Source organism: Mycobacterium asiaticum (assembly GCF_001668675.1).
Lineage (GTDB): Bacteria > Actinomycetota > Actinomycetes > Mycobacteriales > Mycobacteriaceae > Mycobacterium > Mycobacterium asiaticum_D.
Genome location: NZ_LZKQ01000062.1, coordinates 1 through 17,370, shown reverse-complemented (window position 1 = coordinate 17,370; position 17,370 = coordinate 1). Strand labels below are relative to the sequence as shown.

Here is a 17,370-nt window from a genome sequence, read left to right as displayed (position 1 = left end):
AACAACTTTGCCGGCGAGAAGCTTCCCTGGCTCGTGTCGGTACTTGAGCCTCAGTAGTTGAGCGGGGCGATCGAGTTGATGATGAGTTCGAACTGTTCCTGCGAAATGGGTGCCCCACCGGGAATGTTGTCGCTCGCCAGGAACTGGGTGCGTTCGGCATAGCTGTGGAACCGCTTGAAATAGTTGGTAAAGGCCAGACCGTGGTCGAGCAAACCACCGTAGCGGGCCACCTTGAGCTCGCCGGCCAGAATGTAAGCGCCCAGCAGGGCGACGCTGGTGCCCTGCCCCGCCAACGGCGAGCAGCAATAGGCGGCATCGCCCACCAACGCCACCCTGCCGATCGACCAGTGATCCATCACGATCTGCGACATCTCGTCGAAGTAGAAGTCCGGCGCCGAGCGCATGTACTCCAGCAGGTGCGGACGCACCCACCCGTCGTCGGCCATCCGCCGTTCCACCTCAGCGAACTGGGCTTCGGTGTCGCGGTAGTCGATCCGCAGCTCGGTGTCCATGAAGCCCAGCATCGCGCGGGCCTCGGTGTTGTCCCGCGCGCTGTAGATCCCGGCCATGCTGGTGTCGCCGTAATGCCAGGTCTGCCAATAGTCCAGGTCCAGGAAGTTGGGCACGGTGAAGATTGCGGCGAATGTCCCCAGCCTTTTGATGAACCGCTCTTCGGGGCCGAACACCAGCCGGCGCACATTGGAATGCAGGCCGTCTGCCCCGATGACCAGGTCGAAGGTGGCCGCGGGAGCGCGCTCGAAGGTCACCTCGGCCGCGGGACCGAGATTCTCGATCGCGGTGATGGTGTCGTCGAAGATGAACTCGGTGGTTGACCGGCACGCCTCGTACAGCAATTCCACGAGGTCGTCGCGCAGCAGCTCGATGTCGGGGTTGTTGATCGGTCCGCCCGTCGGCGTGGATTCGGTGTCCCGGGACAGCTCGTTGCCGTCGCGGTCCACCACCGAGGCGCCCCGGATCCGCGTCTTCTTCTCTTCCGCCGCCGCCAGCAAACCCATGCGGTCCAGTACCGTGAGCGCCGGTCCCCGCACGTCGATGGCCTGCCCGCCCGGCCGCAGGCCCGGGTGGCGTTCCACCACCGTCACCGAATAGCCGTTCTGGCCAAACCAATACGCGGCGGTCAAGCCGGCGACACTGGCGCCGGACACCAAGATGCTTGTCAAGACGCGACCCCGTCCCTAGCCGATTCCCGCAAGCTGCTTCGCCTCCCGGAAGATGTCGTCAAGCATTGCCGGAGTCAACCTACCGGTGAACATATTTTGCTGGCTCGGGTGGTAGCAGCCGAGCAACCGCACGCCGGAGGGCAGCGGCGCCACCACCCCGTGGCCGAATTTCGGTTTGCGCAGCCCGGCGGCCACCGGCAGTCCGAGCGCCACCTGCCAGCCGAAGCCGCCGAGCGCGACGATCACCCGGACATGCTTAGACACCAGGTGCCATTCGGCCGCGAGCCACTGCGAGCACGTCGTCCGCTCGGCAGGCGTGGGGGCGTTCGCGGGCGGGGCGCACCGCACCGGCGCCGAGATTCGGATGTTGTTGGCCGACAAGCCATCAGCCGCGTCGACGCTGGTCGGTTGATTCACCAGGCCGGCCCGGTACAGCGCCGCGTACAACTGGTCGCCGGACCGGTCACCGGTGAACATCCGTCCGGTCCGGTTGGCGCCGTGCGCGGCGGGCGCCAGCCCGACGATGAACAACCACGGGCGCTCGGAGCCCCAACCCGGCACCGGACGTCCCCAGTAGGGCTGGTCGAGGAAAGCCCGGCGCTTGACGACGGCGACCTCCTCACGCCAGCTGACCAGCCGTGGACACGCGCGGCACACACTGACCGTCGCGTCGAGTTCGGCAATCGACCGAGTTTTACGCGCGAGAGCGCCAACCTGTGCCGCGTCGGCCGCGACCGGGGTGCGGTCGGTCGCGAGGTCGCCCGGCCAGCCGCTGCCGGGGGCGACCGGCGAACCGAATGCCTGGCCGGTATTCGGATGCTTCAGCACACGAACATCCTGCATTCCGAACGGGACCGCGCAAAAAATCGGTGGTTTGCGCTTCGGGTTTGGCGCTACATTCAGCCGCGATATCCCATGAGAAACACCAGCCGGGCGCCGGCCTTGTTGATCCTGTTCGCCACGCTGCTGTCGTGCGCGGGCAACGGCATTTCGCTCGTCGCGTTTCCGTGGCTGGTGCTGCAACGTCAGGGCAGTGCCGGGCAGGCGTCGATCGTGGCCGGTGCGACGACGTTGCCGCTGCTGTTCTCGACGCTGATCGCGGGCACCGCGGTGGACTACTTCGGCCGGCGCCGGGTGTCGATGGTTTCCGACGCGCTGTCGGCCGCGTCGGTGGCGGCCGTCCCGCTGGTCGCGTCGGCATTCGGGGTGGAAGCGGTGAACGTCGCCGTGCTCGCCGTGCTCGGTGCCTGTGGCGCCGCATTCGACCCGGCCGGGATCACGGCCCGTCAGTCGATGCTGCCCGAAGCGGCGGTCCGGGCGGGCTGGTCGCTGGATCGCATCAACAGCGTCTACGAGGTGATCCTCAACGTGGCGTTCGTGGTGGGTCCGGGTGTCGCCGGCCTGATGATTGCCACGGTGGGCGGCGTCACCACGATGTGGGTCACCGCCGCCGCATTCGCGTTGTCCATCCTGGCCATCGCGGTGCTGCGGCTCGAGGGCGCCGACCGGCCACACCACGCGGCGCGGCCCCAGGGGCTGGTGTCCGGCGTGGCCGAGGGGTTGCGTTTCGTGTGGAGCCTGCGGGTGCTGCGGGCGCTGGCGCTGATCGACCTGACAGTGACCGCGCTGTACCTGCCGATGGAAAGCGTGCTGTTCCCCAAGTACTTCAGCGATCGGCAGCAACCGGCGCAGCTGGGCTCGGTGCTGGTGGCTCTGTCCATCGGCAGCCTGATGGGCGCGCTCGGCTATCTGCTGCTGGCGCCCTACATGTCGCGCCGCACGATGATGCTGACGGCGGTGCTGAGCTTCGGTACCGCGACGGTGGTGATCGCGCTGCTGCCGCCGCTGCCGGTGATCCTGGTGCTGTGCGCCCTGATCGGGTTGGTCTACGGGCCGATCCAGCCGATCTACAACTACGTGATGCAGACCCGCGCGCCGCACCATCTGCGCGGCCGGGTGGTCGGAGTGATGACGTCGATGGCCTACGCCGCCGGCCCGTTGGGCTTGCTGCTGGCAGGTCCGCTGACCGATGCGGCGGGTATACAGGTGGCGTTCTTCGCGCTGGCGTTGCCGATCCTGGTCGCCGGACTGATCTGTATCCGGGTGCCGTCGCTGCGGGAACTGGACCGCGAGCCGGAGTTCGCCGCCGAAACTCCCACCTCGGCAAGGGACTAGCATCGGCTCGGTGAGCGCGGATCTACTGGCCGGCCTGATTGCCGAGCTACCCGAGGGGATGGTGGTCACCGATCCCGCGATCACCGATGGTTACCGCCAAGACCGTGCGCTGGACCCGGCGGCCGGGAAGCCGCTGGCCGTGGTGCGCCCGAACCGCACCGAGGAAGTGCAGGCCGTGCTGCGCTGGGCCTCGGCGAACCGGGTGCCCGTGGTGACCCGCGGCGCGGGCAGCGGACTGTCCGGCGGGGCGACGGCGGTGGACAACGGCATCGTGCTGTCGACGGAGAAGATGCGCGACATCACCGTGGATCCGGTGACCCGCACCGCCGTGTGCCAGCCGGGGCTGTTCAACTCCGAGGTGAAGAAAGCCGTGGCCGAACACGGCCTGTGGTACCCGCCCGATCCGTCCTCCTACGAGATCTGCAGCATCGGCGGCAACATCGCCACCAACGCCGGCGGGCTGTGTTGCGTCAAGTACGGCGTCACGACCGACTACGTCCTGGGCATGCAGGTGGTGTTGGCTGACGGAACCGCGGTGCGGTTGGGCGGGCCGCGCCTGAAGGACGTGGCCGGGCTGTCACTGACGAAGCTGTTCGTCGGCAGCGAGGGGACGCTGGGCATCGTCACCGAGGTGACGCTGCGGCTGTTGCCGGCGCAGAACGCGTCCAGCATCGTGGTGGCCAGTTTCTCGTCGGTGGAGCAGGCCGTCGACGCGGTGCTCGGGGTCAGCGCGCGGCTGCGTCCGTCGATGCTGGAGTTCATGGACCAGGTGGCGATCAATGCGGTCGAAGATCACCTGCGGATGGACCTCGACCGCACCGCGGCGGCCATGCTGGTCGCCGGATCCGACGAACGCGGCCGCGCCGGCAGCGACGACGCCGAGGTGATCGCCGCTGTTTTTGCCGAAAACGGTGCGGCAGAAGTGTTTTCCACCGACGATCCGGACGAGGGCGAGTCCTTTGTGGCGGCGCGGCGGTTCTGCATCCCGGCGGTCGAGGCCAAGGGCTCGCTGCTGCTGGAGGACGTCGGCGTGCCGTTGCCGGCGCTGGGCCGGCTGGTCACCGGCATCGCGCGCATCGCCGACGAGCGGGAGCTGATGATCTCCGTGATCGCCCACGCGGGCGACGGCAACACCCACCCGCTGCTGGTGTTCGATCCTGCCGACGCCGCGATGGCCGAGCGCGCACAGTTGGCGTACGGCGAGATCATGGACCTGGCCGTCGGGCTGGGCGGCACCATCACCGGTGAACACGGCGTCGGGCGGCTGAAGCGGCCGTGGCTGGCCGACTACCTCGGGCCCGAGGTGATGGACCTGAATCGGCGGATCAAGGAGGCGCTGGACCCGCTGGGCATCCTCAACCCCGGGTCGGGGATCTAACCCTTCGCCGAGCGTGCATTCCGCGACGCTCTCGCGGCGTGTTGCGGCGCAGGGCGCACACTCGCGCGTTGACATTTGGGGCTATCTGTCGTAGCAATAAGACATGTCGTCACAATTGTCTCATACGGTTCAGTTTCAGCTCGCCACCGCTGAGACGTGGCCCGAACCGTGGCCGATGTACCGGGCGCTGCGCGATCACGACCCGGTGCATCACGTGGTGCCACCGAGCCGTCCCGAAGACGATTACTTCGTGCTCTCGCGGCACGCCGACGTGTGGGCGGCCGCCCGCGACCACGAGACGTTCTCGTCGGCCCAAGGCCTGACCGTCAACTACGGCGATATGGAAATGCTTGGGCTGCAAGATAACCCGCCGATGGTGATGCAGGACCCGCCGGTGCACACACAGTTCCGCAAGCTCGTGTCACGCGGTTTCACTCCCCGGCAGGTCGAGGCCGTCGAGCCGAAAGTGCGTGAATTCGTCGTCGAGCGGATCGAGAAGATCCGGGCCCGCGGCGCCGGCGACATCGTCACCGAGCTGTTCAAGCCCCTGCCGTCGATGGTCGTCGCACACTATCTGGGTGTGCCCGAGGAGGATTGGGCGCAATTCGACGGTTGGACCCAGGCCATCGTCGCGGCCAATACCGCCGAGGGCGGCATCGCGGCTTCGTTGGGAACGGCCGGCGAGGCGGTCGGAACGATGATGGCCTATTTCACCGCGCTGATCGAGCGGCGCCGGACCGAGCCGGAAGACGACACCATCTCGCACCTGGTCGCAGCCGGGCTGGGCGCCGACGACGGCGACATCTCCGGCATCCTGTCGATCCTGGGGTTCACGTTCACCATGGTGACCGGTGGCAATGACACCGTCACCGGAATGCTCGGCGGGTCAATGCCGTTGCTGCACTCCCGTCCCGACCAGCGCCGGCTGCTGGTGGACGACCCGGGGCTGATCCCCGATGCGGTCGAGGAGCTGCTCCGGCTCACCTCACCGGTACAGAACCTGGCTCGCACGACCACCCGCGATGTGACCATCGAGGGCACCACCATTCCGGCCGGACGCCGGGTGTTGCTGCTGTACGGGTCGGCCAACCGCGATGAACGGCAATACGGCGATGACGCAGCCGAACTCGACGTCACCCGCCGGCCACGGAACATCCTCACCTTCAGCAACGGCGCCCACCACTGCCTGGGTGCCGCCGCGGCGCGGATGCAATCCCGGGTGGCGCTCAGCGAATTGCTCAGCCGTTGCCCGGATTTCGAGGTAGACGTGCCCGGCATCGTGTGGTCGGGCGGCTGCTATGTCCGGCGCCCGTTGTCGGTCCCGGTCAAGGTCGCGGGCCGATGACGGGTGACTGGCTGGCCGAGAGCCGCACCGAGGCCGCCGCTGACCGGATCCTCGACGCCGCCGAGGCGCTGTTCACCGAACGCGACCCGGCAACCATCGGCATGAACGAAATCGCCAGGGCCGCCGGGTGTTCCCGCGCGACCCTGTACCGGTACTTCGACAGCCGCGAGGCGCTGCGCATCGCCTATGTGCACCGGGAGACGCATCGCACCGGCCGTCAGATCCTGCAGCGGATCGACGGCGTGCAGGACCCGCACGAGCGGCTGGTCGTCGGCATCACCGAGACCTTGCGGATGGTTCGCAACAGCCCGCCGCTGTCGGCGTGGTTCGACGTGGCCCGCGTTCCGATCGCGGGTGAGCTGGCGAGTCGCTCCGACGTGATCACCGCGATGGTCGCCTCGTTCCTGGGTTCGTCCGGACCCGACGACCCGGCCACCGTCCAGCGCCGGGCACGCTGGGCGGTGCGGGTGATCGTCTCACTGTTGATGTTTCCCGGCGCGGATGAGGCGCAGGAGCGGGCGATGATCGAGGAGTTCGTGGCGCCGGTAGTCGTGCCGAACTGGGGGCGCCACCCTCGTGCGGGGGAACGCGAAAGCCCCTATTCCGTGCCGGAATAGGGGACTTTCGCGTCTGCTCGCGCAGTGGGCGCCTGGCTGGGAACTCAGCTGGCGGCGCGGGGGCCGCGTGCGATGCCGCGCGCCGGAGCGAACGCCGTCGCGATCTCCCCCGCTCGCACCGCGACATTGGACAGCAGCGACGACGCGAGACCATGCGTGTGTTCGACCGATCCGTTGAGGAAGATGTCGCCGGGGGCGCCCGACTTCGCAACCAGCCGGTAGTCGCGGGTGACGGCGGGTCGCCCGGTCGAGTCGAATTCGTAGCGACTGGACAGCTCACCCAAAAAGCCCCGGATATCCAGCGGGGCGTAGCCCGTCGCGTAGATCACCGCATCGCAATCCAGGGTCTCCTGCTCGTGGCTGACCAGGTGCGAAATGGTCAACCGCACGCCATCGGAATGTTCTTGGGCCGCAATGGCTTCGGACGCGTTATGGATGATCAGCCGGCGCTTGCCGCTGACCCGTTCGGCGTATTCACGCGAATAGAGGTCCTCGATCAACTCCAGATCAACCGCCGAGTAGTTGGTGGAGCGGTGATAGTCGAGCAGACGCTTGCGTAGCGGCTCGTCGGCCGCATAGAAGTCCTCGACGGCCGACGGGTCGAAAATCCGGTTGGCATACGGGTTGTCGTCGGCCTGGCTGTAACCGTAGCGGGCGAAAACCGCATGCACCTCGGCATCCGGATATTGCCGATGCAGGTAGCCGACCACTTCCGCGGCGCTTTGGCCGGCACCGACCACCGCGAATCGCCGGAAGGCCACCGGCCCGAGCCCGGCAAGTCCGTCGAGCAGCGTGTGACTGTGCCACTGCCGCGCCGTCGCGGCCACCCCTTCCGGCAACACGGGCTGCAGGCCGGTGCCCAACACCAGTGCTCCCGCCCGGATCACCCAGTCGGAGGCGGTCCGCACCACGAAACCGGTTGCCTCGGCGCCTACTTCGACGACGCGCTGGCCGTAGCGCACGTCGGCCCCGACCCGGGCCGCCGCCCACTCCAGATAGTCGTGGAACTCCAGCCGGCTGGGAAACAGCGTGTGTCGGCCGATGAATTCGACCAACCGGTCCTGCTCGCTCAGATAGTTGACAAAGGTGAAGCCGCTCTGCGCGTTACGCAGTGTGACGAGGTCTTTGAGGAACGGCACCTGCATCCGGGCGCCGGGCAACAACATTCCCCGGTGCCAGCCGAATCGTTGCTGCGCTTCGGCGAACACCGCGTGCACACCGCGCTCAGCGAACGCGATGGCCAGGGCGAGATTCGCCGGTCCGAAACCGATGCCGAGTAGATCCGTTCGCTCAGGAATGGACATGCGCGCGGGTCAGCCGTTCCAGGTACCGTTCGTGCATCATCGACCGATTGATCAGTACCACAAAGTCGGCCATGTCGAAGTCCGGATCGTAAGACGGGTCGCCACAGATCATTCCGCCGACCCGCAGCGACCCCTGCACCATCGGCGGAACCCGCACCCGTCCCGGATCAGGTAACTCGTCGAGGCTCAAACCATTGACCCGCACCGGGTTTCGCGGAGTCACCCGGTACTGCGGGGGTGCCGGCCGAATCCGGAACGCCGTGTCCCGGACACCGCGCACCAGTGCGCCACGCGGCCCGCCGCCCTCCATCCGGACCGACAGGCACCCGACACCCCACTCGTGGCCGGTGATCTGCTGGTAGCGCAGGATTCCAGCCCACAGCAATCCCATCACCGCGCCGTTGCGATGGTCGGCGTGCACGCTGGCCCGGCCGAGTTCGACCAGGCTGGAACGCAATTCGTTCACGCCGCCGATGTCGAAGATCGTGTCGGCGAAGATCCCGCCGGCCGCCTTGGCGCCGTCGGGCGGCAACAGCCGGTAGCAACCGACCACCTGCCCGGTCGCGGCGTCTTTCGCCAGCAGGTGGTCGCTGTACGGATCGAACTGGTCGACGTCGATCATCTGCCCGGTCAACGGCCCGCGGATGGCCTGCGGCAGCGTTGCACCCATCTCTTCGGCAAACGTCTGATAGCGCAACCGCTGGGCGGCCTCGATGTCGGCCGGATCCGTCGAGATCACCACGCTGTAGCGGCCGGTATCGGTCGCCGGAATCAGGATCGCGTCACCCAACATGGTATTGCGAACACTACCCCGCGGCGGCCTCAGCAAATCAGGAATCCGCTGCCGGACCGGACCCGGGCTCCCGCCGCGCGCCGATGCCGATCAGAATCGCCGCGGCCACGGCCGACACGGTTGCGGCAATCGCCGCGGCTACCAGGGCGGCTTGCATGCCGTCGGCGCTGGCCTGGCGGGCAACGCGCGCGATCGCCGGTAGCGCGGGGCGCAGGCTGTCCGGCAGATAGTCGAGTACCCGAAGGCCCGCACCCGCCGATAGCCGGTCGACGAGTTGCGAGACGCCGGCCCGGCCGCCGCCGCGTAGCGCGCCCAGACCGCCAGCCGCCGAGTTGGCCGCGTGCCGACTGAACAGCGCGCCCAACCCGGCGACCCCGGCCAGGATGCCCACCTGGCGGACCGTGCTCACCGCGCCGGTCGCCATCCCGGCATCGGCGTCCGGCACGAATTGCAGTGCGATGTCTGACGTCAACGCGAACAACCCGCCCAGCCCGAGGCCGGCCACGATGGAACCGGCGATGAAGTGGGTCCATTCGGTGTTCGCGGTGATACCGGTCATCAGCCACAGGCCCACCGCGATCAGGGCGACCCCAGCGGGTATCGACATCCAGGCCGGGAAGAACCGGGCGGCGGCCATGGCCAGCGGGGCGCCCAGCACGCAGGCGACGGTCAGCGGGAGCGCCCGCAGGCCGGTCTGAAAAGGGCTGTAGCCCAACGTGTTCATCAGGTACAGGGCCAGGTAGTTGGTCGAGGCGATCAACGTTCCGGCCGCGGCGAAGGCGGCCAGTGACACCCCGGCGAAGCCCGGTCGGCGGACCACCCGCAGATCCAGCATCGGGGCGCCCACCCGCGATTCCCACCAGCCGAAGAACAACAGCCCGAGAAGGCAACCCGCGCCGAGGATCACTATCAGCGGGTCGTTCCAGCCGCGGTGGTTGCCCTCGATCAACACGTACACCCCGGCAAAGAGGGCCGCCGAGAACACCGTCGTGCCGAGCAGGTCGAGCGGGCGGCTCTGTGCCGCTTGAGTTTCCGGGACGAAGCGCACCGCGAGCGCCAAGGCCAGTATGCCGATCGGCAGATTGATCAAGAAGATGGATTCCCATCCGAACGCACCCACCAGCGCGCCGCCCAGCAGTGGCCCGACAGCAGCAGCAGCGCCCATCACGCCGCCGTAGATTGCGATCGCGATACCCCTGCTCCGCTGTTCGGGGAAGGCGGCACCCACCATCGGCAGTGACACCCCAAGCAGCACCGCCCCGCCCGCGCCCTGCACCGCCCGCGCCAGGTTGAGCGAGTCGATGCTGCCGGCCAGGGCGCAGCCCGCCGACGCGACCGTGAACACCACCATGCCGATCAGGTAGAGCCGGCGGCGGCCGAGCCGGTCGCCGAGGGTGGCAGCGGTGAGCAGCAGGCCCGCCATCGGCAGGGCGTACGCATCCACCACCCACTGCAGCCCGCTCAGTTCAGCGTCCAGCGACGCCTGGATGTTGGCCAGGGCGGCCGAGACGATGGTCATGTCGAGCAGCAGCATGAACACGGCCAGGCAGACGGCGGTCAGGGTCAGCCGTGGATGAACCGAGATGCCCGGCTCCCCGGCAGACACCGGCTAACCGTCCCTGACGCGGGTCAAGCGGTGCAGCAGCCAGGCCAGCGGGATGGTGACCACCAGCGTCGCGACGAACAGGTAAAGCATGGGTCCGGTGTAGACGTGTGCCCGCACGATGTAGACCATCGCGAATTCCATCGTCACCAAGTGGATCAGGAAGATCTCGTAGGAGATTTCACCGAGCCATACCATCGGGCGGCTGGCCAGCAACCGTGAGTACCAGCCGCGATCCCCCAGCCCGAGCGGCGCCACCGCCAGCGTGGCGATCACCGCGTAAAAGCCGGTCTTCCACAACGCCTCGGGCAGCGACGCCGGCGAGGTGGTGGGCGCACCGGCGATCGGGGTGGAAACGATGAAGTAGCAGACGACGGCGAGGGGGATGGCGACCGCCGCGTAGCAACGCACCTCCATCGCTTGCAGCACGGCCAGCAGCATGCCGCCCAGGAACCAGGCCAGATACGTCGGCAACCACAGCCGGGCGCCGTCGGGAAAGAAGTGGTCGGTGTGCACCAGGACGAGCCAGCCCGGGCTGATCAACGTCAAGGCCGAAATCGCGGCCAGCAGCACCTTCGGTTGCCAGCGGCGCCGGCACATCACGATCAGCAGCAGGTATGCCAGCAAAGGCAGCACCACGTAGAAGGCCGCTTCGACCGCCAGGCTCCACATCTGGGTCAGGCCCTGGTGCAGATACTTGCCCAGGTAGCCGTCGGTGTAGATCTGGGTAAGGGTGAGGTTGCGGATCAGGCCCAGCACACTGTGCCCGGGATTGGGTCCTGCCTGACGGTAGTGGTAGAGCACGTAGGCGAACAGCACGGTGAGGACGTAGGCGGGCATGATGCGCCGAACCCGGTGCCAGGCATAGCGCTTCACCGATGGCCAGGGGGAGCCGGTGGCGACCGATTTCACCCAGGGGCGGAACAGCAGGAAACCGGACAGCACGAAGAAGATCGGCACGCCGATCTCCATGCGGGCACCGACCAGACCCCAGTAGCCGTGGGTGTATTTGCCGGTGGTGTAGGCGGCGTGGGTACCGACGACCAGCAGGGCGGCTACGGCGCGGACGCCGGTCAGCGATGCGACCCGATCGACGTGGGAGGTCTGCTCGAGACCGCCTTGCGCGTCTCGTTCTTCGGAAAGGGTCATCAGCTGTTTTTCCGGCGTGGTCTGCCGCCGCCCTCCCGCGGCGTTCGGCGGTTCGGCTTGTCGGAGCTGCGATCGGGCCGCAGATTGATCAGCACACCCGAGATACGAGTTTGCTCAAGCTTTTTCAGCGTCGCTTTGGGTAGCTTGACCGGGAGCTCGACCAGGGAGAAGTCGGGACCGATGGCGATGTGCCCGAAATCGCTTCGGTGCAGGCCGCCTTCGTTGGCAATGGCTCCGACGATCGCACCGGGGCCGATCTTGTGCCGCTTACCGACATCGACCCGATAAGTCGTGAAAGGCCTTGTCTGTCTTGGTTTTTCGGGACGGTCCCGACGCTGGTCACGGTCGCGGGAGTCCCGTCGTTCCGGGGGTGGGTCGGGCGCCAGCAAAAACGCCTCGCCGTCGCGGGACTGCAGCGCCAGCGCCGCGGCGATGTCGGCCATCGGCACGTCGTGCTCGCGTTCGTAGTCCTCGACGAGCCGGCGGAACAACTCGATTCCCGAACCGCCCAGCGCCTCGGTGATGGAATCCGCGAACTTCGCCACCCGCTGGGCGTTGACGTCCTCGACGGTCGGCAGCGGGGCCTCGGTGAGTGCCTGGCGGGTGGCCTTCTCGATCGCCTTGAGCAGGTGGCGTTCCCGCGGCGAGACGAACAACAGCGCGTTACCCGAGCGACCGGCCCGGCCGGTGCGCCCGATCCGGTGCACGTAGGACTCGGTGTCGTGTGGAATGTCGTAGTTCAGCACGTGCGAGATCCGCTCGACGTCCAGGCCGCGGGCCGCGACATCGGTCGCGACCAGGATGTCCAGCCTTCCGTCACGCAAGGCGGCGATGGTGCGCTCGCGCTGGCCCTGCGGAATGTCACCGTTGATCGCGGCCGCCGAAAGACCGCGGGCGCGAAGGCGTTCGGCCACCTCCTCGGTGGCCTGCTTGGTGCGCACGAAGACGATCATCGCCTCGAAAGGCTCGACCTCCAGCACGCGGGTAAGTGCGTCCATCTTGCGCGGCCCCGCGACCTGGATGTAGCGCTGCGTGATGTTCTCGGCCGTCGCGGTTTTGGCCTTCGAAGTCACTTCCAACGGGTCGTGCAGATACTTCGTGGTGATTTTGCGGATGGCCGGCGGCATGGTCGCCGAGAACAGCGCCACCTGCTTGTATTCCGGGGTTTCGGCCAGGATCCGGTCGACCTCTTCAGCGAAGCCCATGGTGAGCATCTCGTCGGCCTCGTCGAGCACCAGATAGTCCACCCTCGACAAATCCAAGGTGCCGCGCTCCAGGTGGTCAATCACCCGGCCGGGGGTCCCGACCACCACCTGTGCGCCCCGGCGCAGGCCCGCCAACTGCACTCCGTAAGAAGCCCCGCCATAGATGGGGAGCACATTGAGCCCTCGCAGATGCGCCCCGTAGCGGCTGAACGCTTCGGCAACCTGCAGGGCCAACTCACGGGTGGGCGCCAGCACGAGCGCCTGGGTGACCTTGCTGGTGACGTCGATTCTGGACAGGATCGGCGTCGCGAAGGCCGCCGTCTTGCCGGTGCCGGTCTGCGCCAGGCCGACGACGTCCGACCCAGCCAACAGGGCCGGGATGGTCGCGGCCTGGATGGCGGTCGGCGATTCGTAGCCGACATCAGCGAGCGCCCGCACCACATCCGGATGAATATGCAGGTCGGCGAAGGTCTCGGGGTGCGTCTCGGACGCGTCATCGGGGTTAACCATCGGACTTCGAAGTCTAGAGCGTGCCGACGAGGTGGCCATGCCTGCGCCACGCGAAGCAAGGACAGCGGTACCGTGCCCGGTGTGTCGTTGCCCTCTAGCCATGCCGCGCCACTGATCGCCATAACTGCAGTTGCACTGGCCGCGGCGTTAGCCGGATGTGGTTCCGGAGATTCGACAGTCGCCAAGACGCCACAGGCCACCAAGCCGCCGACGACCGCGCCGGGCACCTCGAACGCGCCGTCCTCGGTAGCTGCCCCGCCCCCGAGCAGCGCTCCGCCACCGGATCCGTGCGCGGTCAACCTGGCCTCGCCGACGATCGCCAAGGTGGTCTCCGAGCTGCCCCGGGATCCGCGCAGCCAGCAGCCTTGGGACCCCGAGCCGCTGGCGGGCAACTACAACGAGTGCGCACAGCTGTCCGCGGTGATCATCCGTGCCAACACCAACGGCGGCAATCCGACCACCCGGGCGGTGTTGTTTCACCTCGGGAAGTTCATCCCCCAGGGCACGCCGGACACCTACGGCTTCAACGGAATCGACACCGCCCAGAGCACCGGTGACACCGTCGCGCTGACGTTCGCCAGCGCGGTCGGTCTCAACAGCGTGGTGAAATTCCGCTGGAACGGCCTTGGAGTGGAGATCATCGGCAATAATGCGGGCCGCTAACTAGGCGGGTGGCTCGCACCGTCCGTACCAACGGGAACGTTTTCGACCAGCGTCCCGCCAAAGGCGATGACGTCGCCCTCGCTGCCGTTATCGCCGGTGCCGGTGACGACGTCGTTGCCGCCGTTGCCACCACCGCTGCCGCCCTGGACCGTGATGTCATCAAGATGCGACTCGGTTCCGGGGTTGCCACTGCCCGCGATGAGGTTGGCATCAGCGCCGTTGCCGCCGACACTGCCGGCACCGTTACCGGTGCCACCGCTGCCGCCGGTCACGTCACCGCTGGCGGTGTTGTTGGCGCCAAGCGCGCTGATCCGGCTGGCACCAGGGCCGTGGCCGTTCAGCAGGTGCAACGTGGTCCGCATTGCCTCGTGCACCGCGGGAGCGGCCCACGCGGCATCCTCATAGCCTTGAAAGGCACTCGCCGCACGCGCCGTTGCCGCAGCTCCCGCGGGACGGCGAATTATCGCCTCCCGCACCGCGTCGGCGGTAGAAATCTTCTCTTTCATGCAGTAGCCGCCTCGGTCCACGTCGTGGCCATCAGCTCATCGAACACAGTTGCGTAGTCCCCCAAACGCCGTGGGATGTCGCGGCCGAACGCCCGCTCGATCGCCGTCCGGTGCCGCACGCTGCTGCGCAATACGGGAGCCTTCGTCTCAGCCAGGATGCAGGGGATCTCGGCGGCCTCGACCTTCCGCCTGTCGACCAGCGTCAACAAAATCGTGGTGGGACGGCGCAGGGTGATGTCCAGGGTCGGCCAAAGGCGGTCGATATCAGCGGCCCGAGGCCCGGTCGGAATGATGACGAGATCGGCGGCATCCACCGCCGCATCAAAATCGATGTGAAAAATGACCGCCGGTAGCAGCACTCCTGCTTGAGGCCTGCTGTCACACCCCTGACCTACAGTTGCTGCTGTGTTCGTCACCGACGGCAGCGTCATCTACAGCGCGTCGGACCTCGCGTCCGCGGCGCGGTGCGAATACGCCCTGCTGCGAGGCTTCGATGCCAAGCTGGGTTGGGGCCCCGCGGCGCCCACCGATGATGAAATGCTCGTCCGCACTGCGGCTCTCGGCGACGAACACGAACGCCGCCGGCTTGACCGGCTGCGCGCGCAGTTCGGCGGTGAGGTCGTCGTCATCGGCCGTCCCGCCTTCACGCCTGCCGGGCTGACGGCCGCCGCCACGGCCACTCGGCGGGCGATCGCGGATGGCGCCCCGGTCGTGTACCAGGCGGCGATGTTCGACGGCCGGTTCGTGGGTTTCGCCGACTTCCTGGTCCGCGAGGACGATCGCTACCGGGTCACCGACACCAAGCTGGCCCGCTCGGCCAAGGTCACCGCGCTGTTGCAGCTGGCGGCCTACGGTGACGCGCTGACCGCGGCGGGCGTGCCGGTCGCCGACGATGCCGAGCTGGAACTCGGTGACGGCACGGTGGTGCGCTATCGGCTGGACGAGCTGATCCCGGTCTACCGGTCCCAGCGGGCTCGGCTGGAACTGCTGCTCGACGAGCACTATGCGGCGGGCCGCGCGGTGCGTTGGGACGACCAGGGGGTGCAGGCCTGTTTCCGTTGTCCGCTGTGCGTCGAGCAGGTGCGGACGGCCGACGATCTACTACTCGTCGCCGGCATGCGAGTCACCCAGCGGGAGAAGCTGATCGAGGCCGGTATCGGCACGGTGCGCGAGCTCGCCGAGCACACCGGCACCGTGCAGACCATGTCCGCCGGCGCGTTCGGCAAACTGGCCGCACAAGCCAAGTTGCAAATGCTGCAGCGGGCCACCGGTAGGCCGCAGTTCGAGGTCGTCGACCCACAACCGCTGGCCCTGCTGCCCGAGCCGAACCCGGGCGACCTGTTCTTCGATTTCGAGGGTGACCCGCTGTGGACTGCAGATGGCCGGCAATGGGGACTGGAATATCTCTTCGGTGTGCTGGAGGCCGGGCCGGCCGGAGCCTTCCGCCCGTTGTGGGCCCACAACCGCAATGACGAGCGCGCCGCCCTCACCCAATTCCTGGCGCTGGTCGCCAAGCGCCGCCGCCGCTATCCCGGCATGCATATCTACCACTACGCGCCATACGAGAAGACGGCGTTGCTGCGGCTCGCCGGACGTTACGGCGTCGGTGAGGACGAGGTGGACGACCTGCTCCGCAACGGTGTCCTGGTTGACCTGTATCCGTTGGTACGCAAGAGCATTCGAGTAGGCGCGGAATCCTTCAGCCTCAAGGCGCTGGAACCGCTGTATATGGGCGATCAACTGCGCTCCGGCGATGTCACCACCGCCACCGACTCGATCACGTCCTACGGGCGGTACTGCGAATTGCTGGCCGAGGACCGCGCCGACGAAGCGGCCACCGTCCTCAAGGAGATCGCCGACTACAACCACTACGACTGCCTGTCGACCCGCAAGCTACGGGACTGGCTCGTCATCCGCGCTTTCGAATCCGGCGTTACGCCATTGGGCGTGCAACCGGTTCCCAAGCAGGACAACATCAAAGACCAGGATCAGCTGGCATCGTCGTTGCGAAAGTTCACCGGCGACGCGGCGGTCGATGACCGCACTCCCGAGCAGATGGCGGTGGCGCTGGTGGCCGCCGCCCGCGGCTATCACCAACGCGAAGACAAGCCGTTCTGGTGGTCACATTTCGACCGGTTGAACTATCCCGTGGACGAGTGGTCGGACAACACCGATGTTTTCATCGGCGAGGCGGCCGTCGACGTCGACTGGCACACGCCCCCGCGGGCCCGCAAGCCGCAACGGCGGGTGCGCCTGAGCGGCGAGCTGGCGCGCGGCGACCTCAACAGGCATGTGTACGCGCTGTACGAGCCGCCCGCTCCGCCGTCCATGACCGACGATCCCGAGCGCCGGGCGGCAGCGCACGCCGAGGTCATCGAAGTCGACGACCCGAGTTCACCCAGTGAGGTCGTCATCATCGAACGAGCGGACAAGGACGGCAACACGTTTGACCAGTTGCCGTTTGCGCTCACCCCCGGCGCGCCGGTACCGACGAAGCCGCTGCGGGCATCGATCGAAACGACGGCGCAAGCCGTGGCCGCCGAGTTGCCCCGACTGCCGCGCTGCGCCCTGATCGACCTGCTGCTGCGCCACCCGCCACGCACCCGCGACGGGGCGCCGCTACCGCGCAGCGCCGACACGGTCGCGGACATAACCGCGGCAACGCTCAACCTGGACTCGTCCTACCTGGCGGTGCACGGACCACCCGGCACCGGCAAGACGCACACCGCCGCCCGGGTGATCAACCGCCTGGTCACCGCCCTTTTTGGCGACGACCGCCGGGTCCAGGCCGGCCTCGATCACGCAGCCCAGAACGTTCTCGACCACCGCGTGCGACTGTGCGACCACACCGACGCGCCAGGAATGGGCGGTGACCAGGCGGTTGATCACCCGGGCGGCGGTGTGCGTCTTGCCGGTGCCGGGTGGTCCGTGCACCGCCAGG

The 17,370-nt window shown here is 67.6% G+C and carries 14 protein-coding genes and 1 pseudogene; 6 read left to right on the top strand and 9 right to left on the bottom strand.

The annotated features are described in order from the left end of the window. Positions 1-50 precede the first annotated feature (50 nt). Positions 51-1,181: an FAD-binding protein gene (locus tag A9X01_RS05855; RefSeq protein ID WP_065119848.1), complete on the bottom strand. Its 1,131-nt coding sequence runs from the start codon at positions 1,179-1,181 to the stop codon at positions 51-53. Positions 1,182-1,196: 15 nt separating this feature from the next. Further along, entirely contained in the window at positions 1,197-2,024 is an 828-nt protein-coding gene (locus A9X01_RS05850; RefSeq protein WP_065119847.1) for a uracil-DNA glycosylase, read from the bottom strand. A gap of 72 nt (positions 2,025-2,096) precedes the next feature. On the opposite strand from A9X01_RS05850, the gene tap reads away from it, so the two are divergent. The 4 genes from tap (at position 2,097) to A9X01_RS05830 (ending at position 6,696) form a co-directional block, all read left to right on the top strand. Beyond that, positions 2,097-3,356, top strand: a complete 1,260-nt coding sequence (gene tap / locus A9X01_RS05845; protein ID WP_065119845.1) for a multidrug efflux MFS transporter Tap — start codon at positions 2,097-2,099, stop codon at positions 3,354-3,356. Positions 3,357-3,366: 10 nt separating this feature from the next. After that, a complete protein-coding gene (locus A9X01_RS05840; RefSeq protein WP_065119844.1) occupies positions 3,367-4,734 on the top strand; it encodes an FAD-binding oxidoreductase in 1,368 nt (455 codons plus the stop codon). Positions 4,735-4,837: 103 nt separating this feature from the next. Then, positions 4,838-6,079: a cytochrome P450 gene (locus tag A9X01_RS05835; RefSeq protein WP_065119842.1), complete on the top strand. Its 1,242-nt coding sequence runs from the start codon at positions 4,838-4,840 to the stop codon at positions 6,077-6,079. Then, positions 6,076-6,696, top strand: coding sequence for a TetR/AcrR family transcriptional regulator (locus tag A9X01_RS05830; RefSeq protein ID WP_065119841.1), 621 nt, complete (start codon positions 6,076-6,078; stop codon positions 6,694-6,696). The genes A9X01_RS05835 and A9X01_RS05830 overlap by 4 nt, the downstream gene beginning before the upstream one ends. A gap of 44 nt (positions 6,697-6,740) precedes the next feature. Here the strand turns inward: A9X01_RS05830 and A9X01_RS05825 are convergent, their stop codons facing one another. The 5 genes from A9X01_RS05825 to A9X01_RS05805 are packed head-to-tail and all read right to left on the bottom strand — an operon-like array spanning position 6,741 to position 13,260. Continuing rightward, the gene (locus A9X01_RS05825) at positions 6,741-8,000 is read right to left on the bottom strand and encodes a lysine N(6)-hydroxylase/L-ornithine N(5)-oxygenase family protein (protein WP_065119840.1); all 1,260 of its coding nucleotides are present in this window, start codon (positions 7,998-8,000) and stop codon (positions 6,741-6,743) included. Further along, positions 7,987-8,793, bottom strand: a complete 807-nt coding sequence (locus tag A9X01_RS05820; RefSeq protein ID WP_065119838.1) for a GNAT family N-acetyltransferase — start codon at positions 8,791-8,793, stop codon at positions 7,987-7,989. The genes A9X01_RS05825 and A9X01_RS05820 overlap by 14 nt, the downstream gene beginning before the upstream one ends. Before the next feature lie 37 nt (positions 8,794-8,830). Next, positions 8,831-10,360, bottom strand: coding sequence for an MFS transporter (locus A9X01_RS05815; protein ID WP_081282230.1), 1,530 nt, complete (start codon positions 10,358-10,360; stop codon positions 8,831-8,833). A 42-nt stretch (positions 10,361-10,402) separates the two neighbouring features. Further along, on the bottom strand, positions 10,403-11,545 hold the full coding sequence (locus A9X01_RS05810; RefSeq protein WP_065119837.1) for an acyltransferase family protein: 1,143 nt from the start codon (positions 11,543-11,545) through the stop codon (positions 10,403-10,405). Continuing rightward, positions 11,545-13,260: a DEAD/DEAH box helicase gene (locus A9X01_RS05805; protein ID WP_065119836.1), complete on the bottom strand. Its 1,716-nt coding sequence runs from the start codon at positions 13,258-13,260 to the stop codon at positions 11,545-11,547. The genes A9X01_RS05810 and A9X01_RS05805 overlap by 1 nt, the downstream gene beginning before the upstream one ends. Positions 13,261-13,332: 72 nt before the next feature. Here A9X01_RS05805 and A9X01_RS05800 point away from each other — a divergent pair, with 72 nt between their 5' ends. Next, positions 13,333-13,923, top strand: a complete 591-nt coding sequence (locus A9X01_RS05800; protein WP_065119834.1) for an LppP/LprE family lipoprotein — start codon at positions 13,333-13,335, stop codon at positions 13,921-13,923. Here the strand turns inward: A9X01_RS05800 and A9X01_RS05795 are convergent. After that, positions 13,920-14,429 (bottom strand): hypothetical protein, encoded by a 510-nt coding sequence (locus A9X01_RS05795; RefSeq protein ID WP_155771950.1) that lies wholly within the window; start codon positions 14,427-14,429, stop codon positions 13,920-13,922. The two genes, A9X01_RS05800 and A9X01_RS05795, sit on opposite strands and share 4 nt — an antisense overlap. Continuing rightward, a complete protein-coding gene (locus A9X01_RS05790) occupies positions 14,426-14,788 on the bottom strand; it encodes a hypothetical protein (protein ID WP_065119830.1) in 363 nt (120 codons plus the stop codon). The genes A9X01_RS05795 and A9X01_RS05790 overlap by 4 nt, the downstream gene beginning before the upstream one ends. A gap of 46 nt (positions 14,789-14,834) precedes the next feature. Between A9X01_RS05790 and A9X01_RS05785 the strand changes: the two are divergent. Continuing rightward, positions 14,835-17,186 (top strand): annotated as a pseudogene (locus A9X01_RS05785) (TM0106 family RecB-like putative nuclease); the annotation flags it as partial. Positions 17,187-17,370: the final 184 nt, after the last annotated feature.

Coding starts and splice junctions, on each gene's coding strand:
- A9X01_RS05850 (WP_065119847.1), bottom strand. CDS start 2,024: ATGCAGGATGTTCGTGTGCTGAAGCATCCGAATACCGGCCAGGCATTC.
- tap (WP_065119845.1), top strand. CDS start 2,097: ATGAGAAACACCAGCCGGGCGCCGGCCTTGTTGATCCTGTTCGCCACG.
- A9X01_RS05835 (WP_065119842.1), top strand. CDS start 4,838: ATGTCGTCACAATTGTCTCATACGGTTCAGTTTCAGCTCGCCACCGCT.
- A9X01_RS05830 (WP_065119841.1), top strand. CDS start 6,076: ATGACGGGTGACTGGCTGGCCGAGAGCCGCACCGAGGCCGCCGCTGAC.
- A9X01_RS05825 (WP_065119840.1), bottom strand. CDS start 8,000: ATGTCCATTCCTGAGCGAACGGATCTACTCGGCATCGGTTTCGGACCG.
- A9X01_RS05820 (WP_065119838.1), bottom strand. CDS start 8,793: ATGTTGGGTGACGCGATCCTGATTCCGGCGACCGATACCGGCCGCTAC.
- A9X01_RS05810 (WP_065119837.1), bottom strand. CDS start 11,545: ATGACCCTTTCCGAAGAACGAGACGCGCAAGGCGGTCTCGAGCAGACC.
- A9X01_RS05805 (WP_065119836.1), bottom strand. CDS start 13,260: ATGGTTAACCCCGATGACGCGTCCGAGACGCACCCCGAGACCTTCGCC.
- A9X01_RS05795 (WP_155771950.1), bottom strand. CDS start 14,429: ATGAAAGAGAAGATTTCTACCGCCGACGCGGTGCGGGAGGCGATAATT.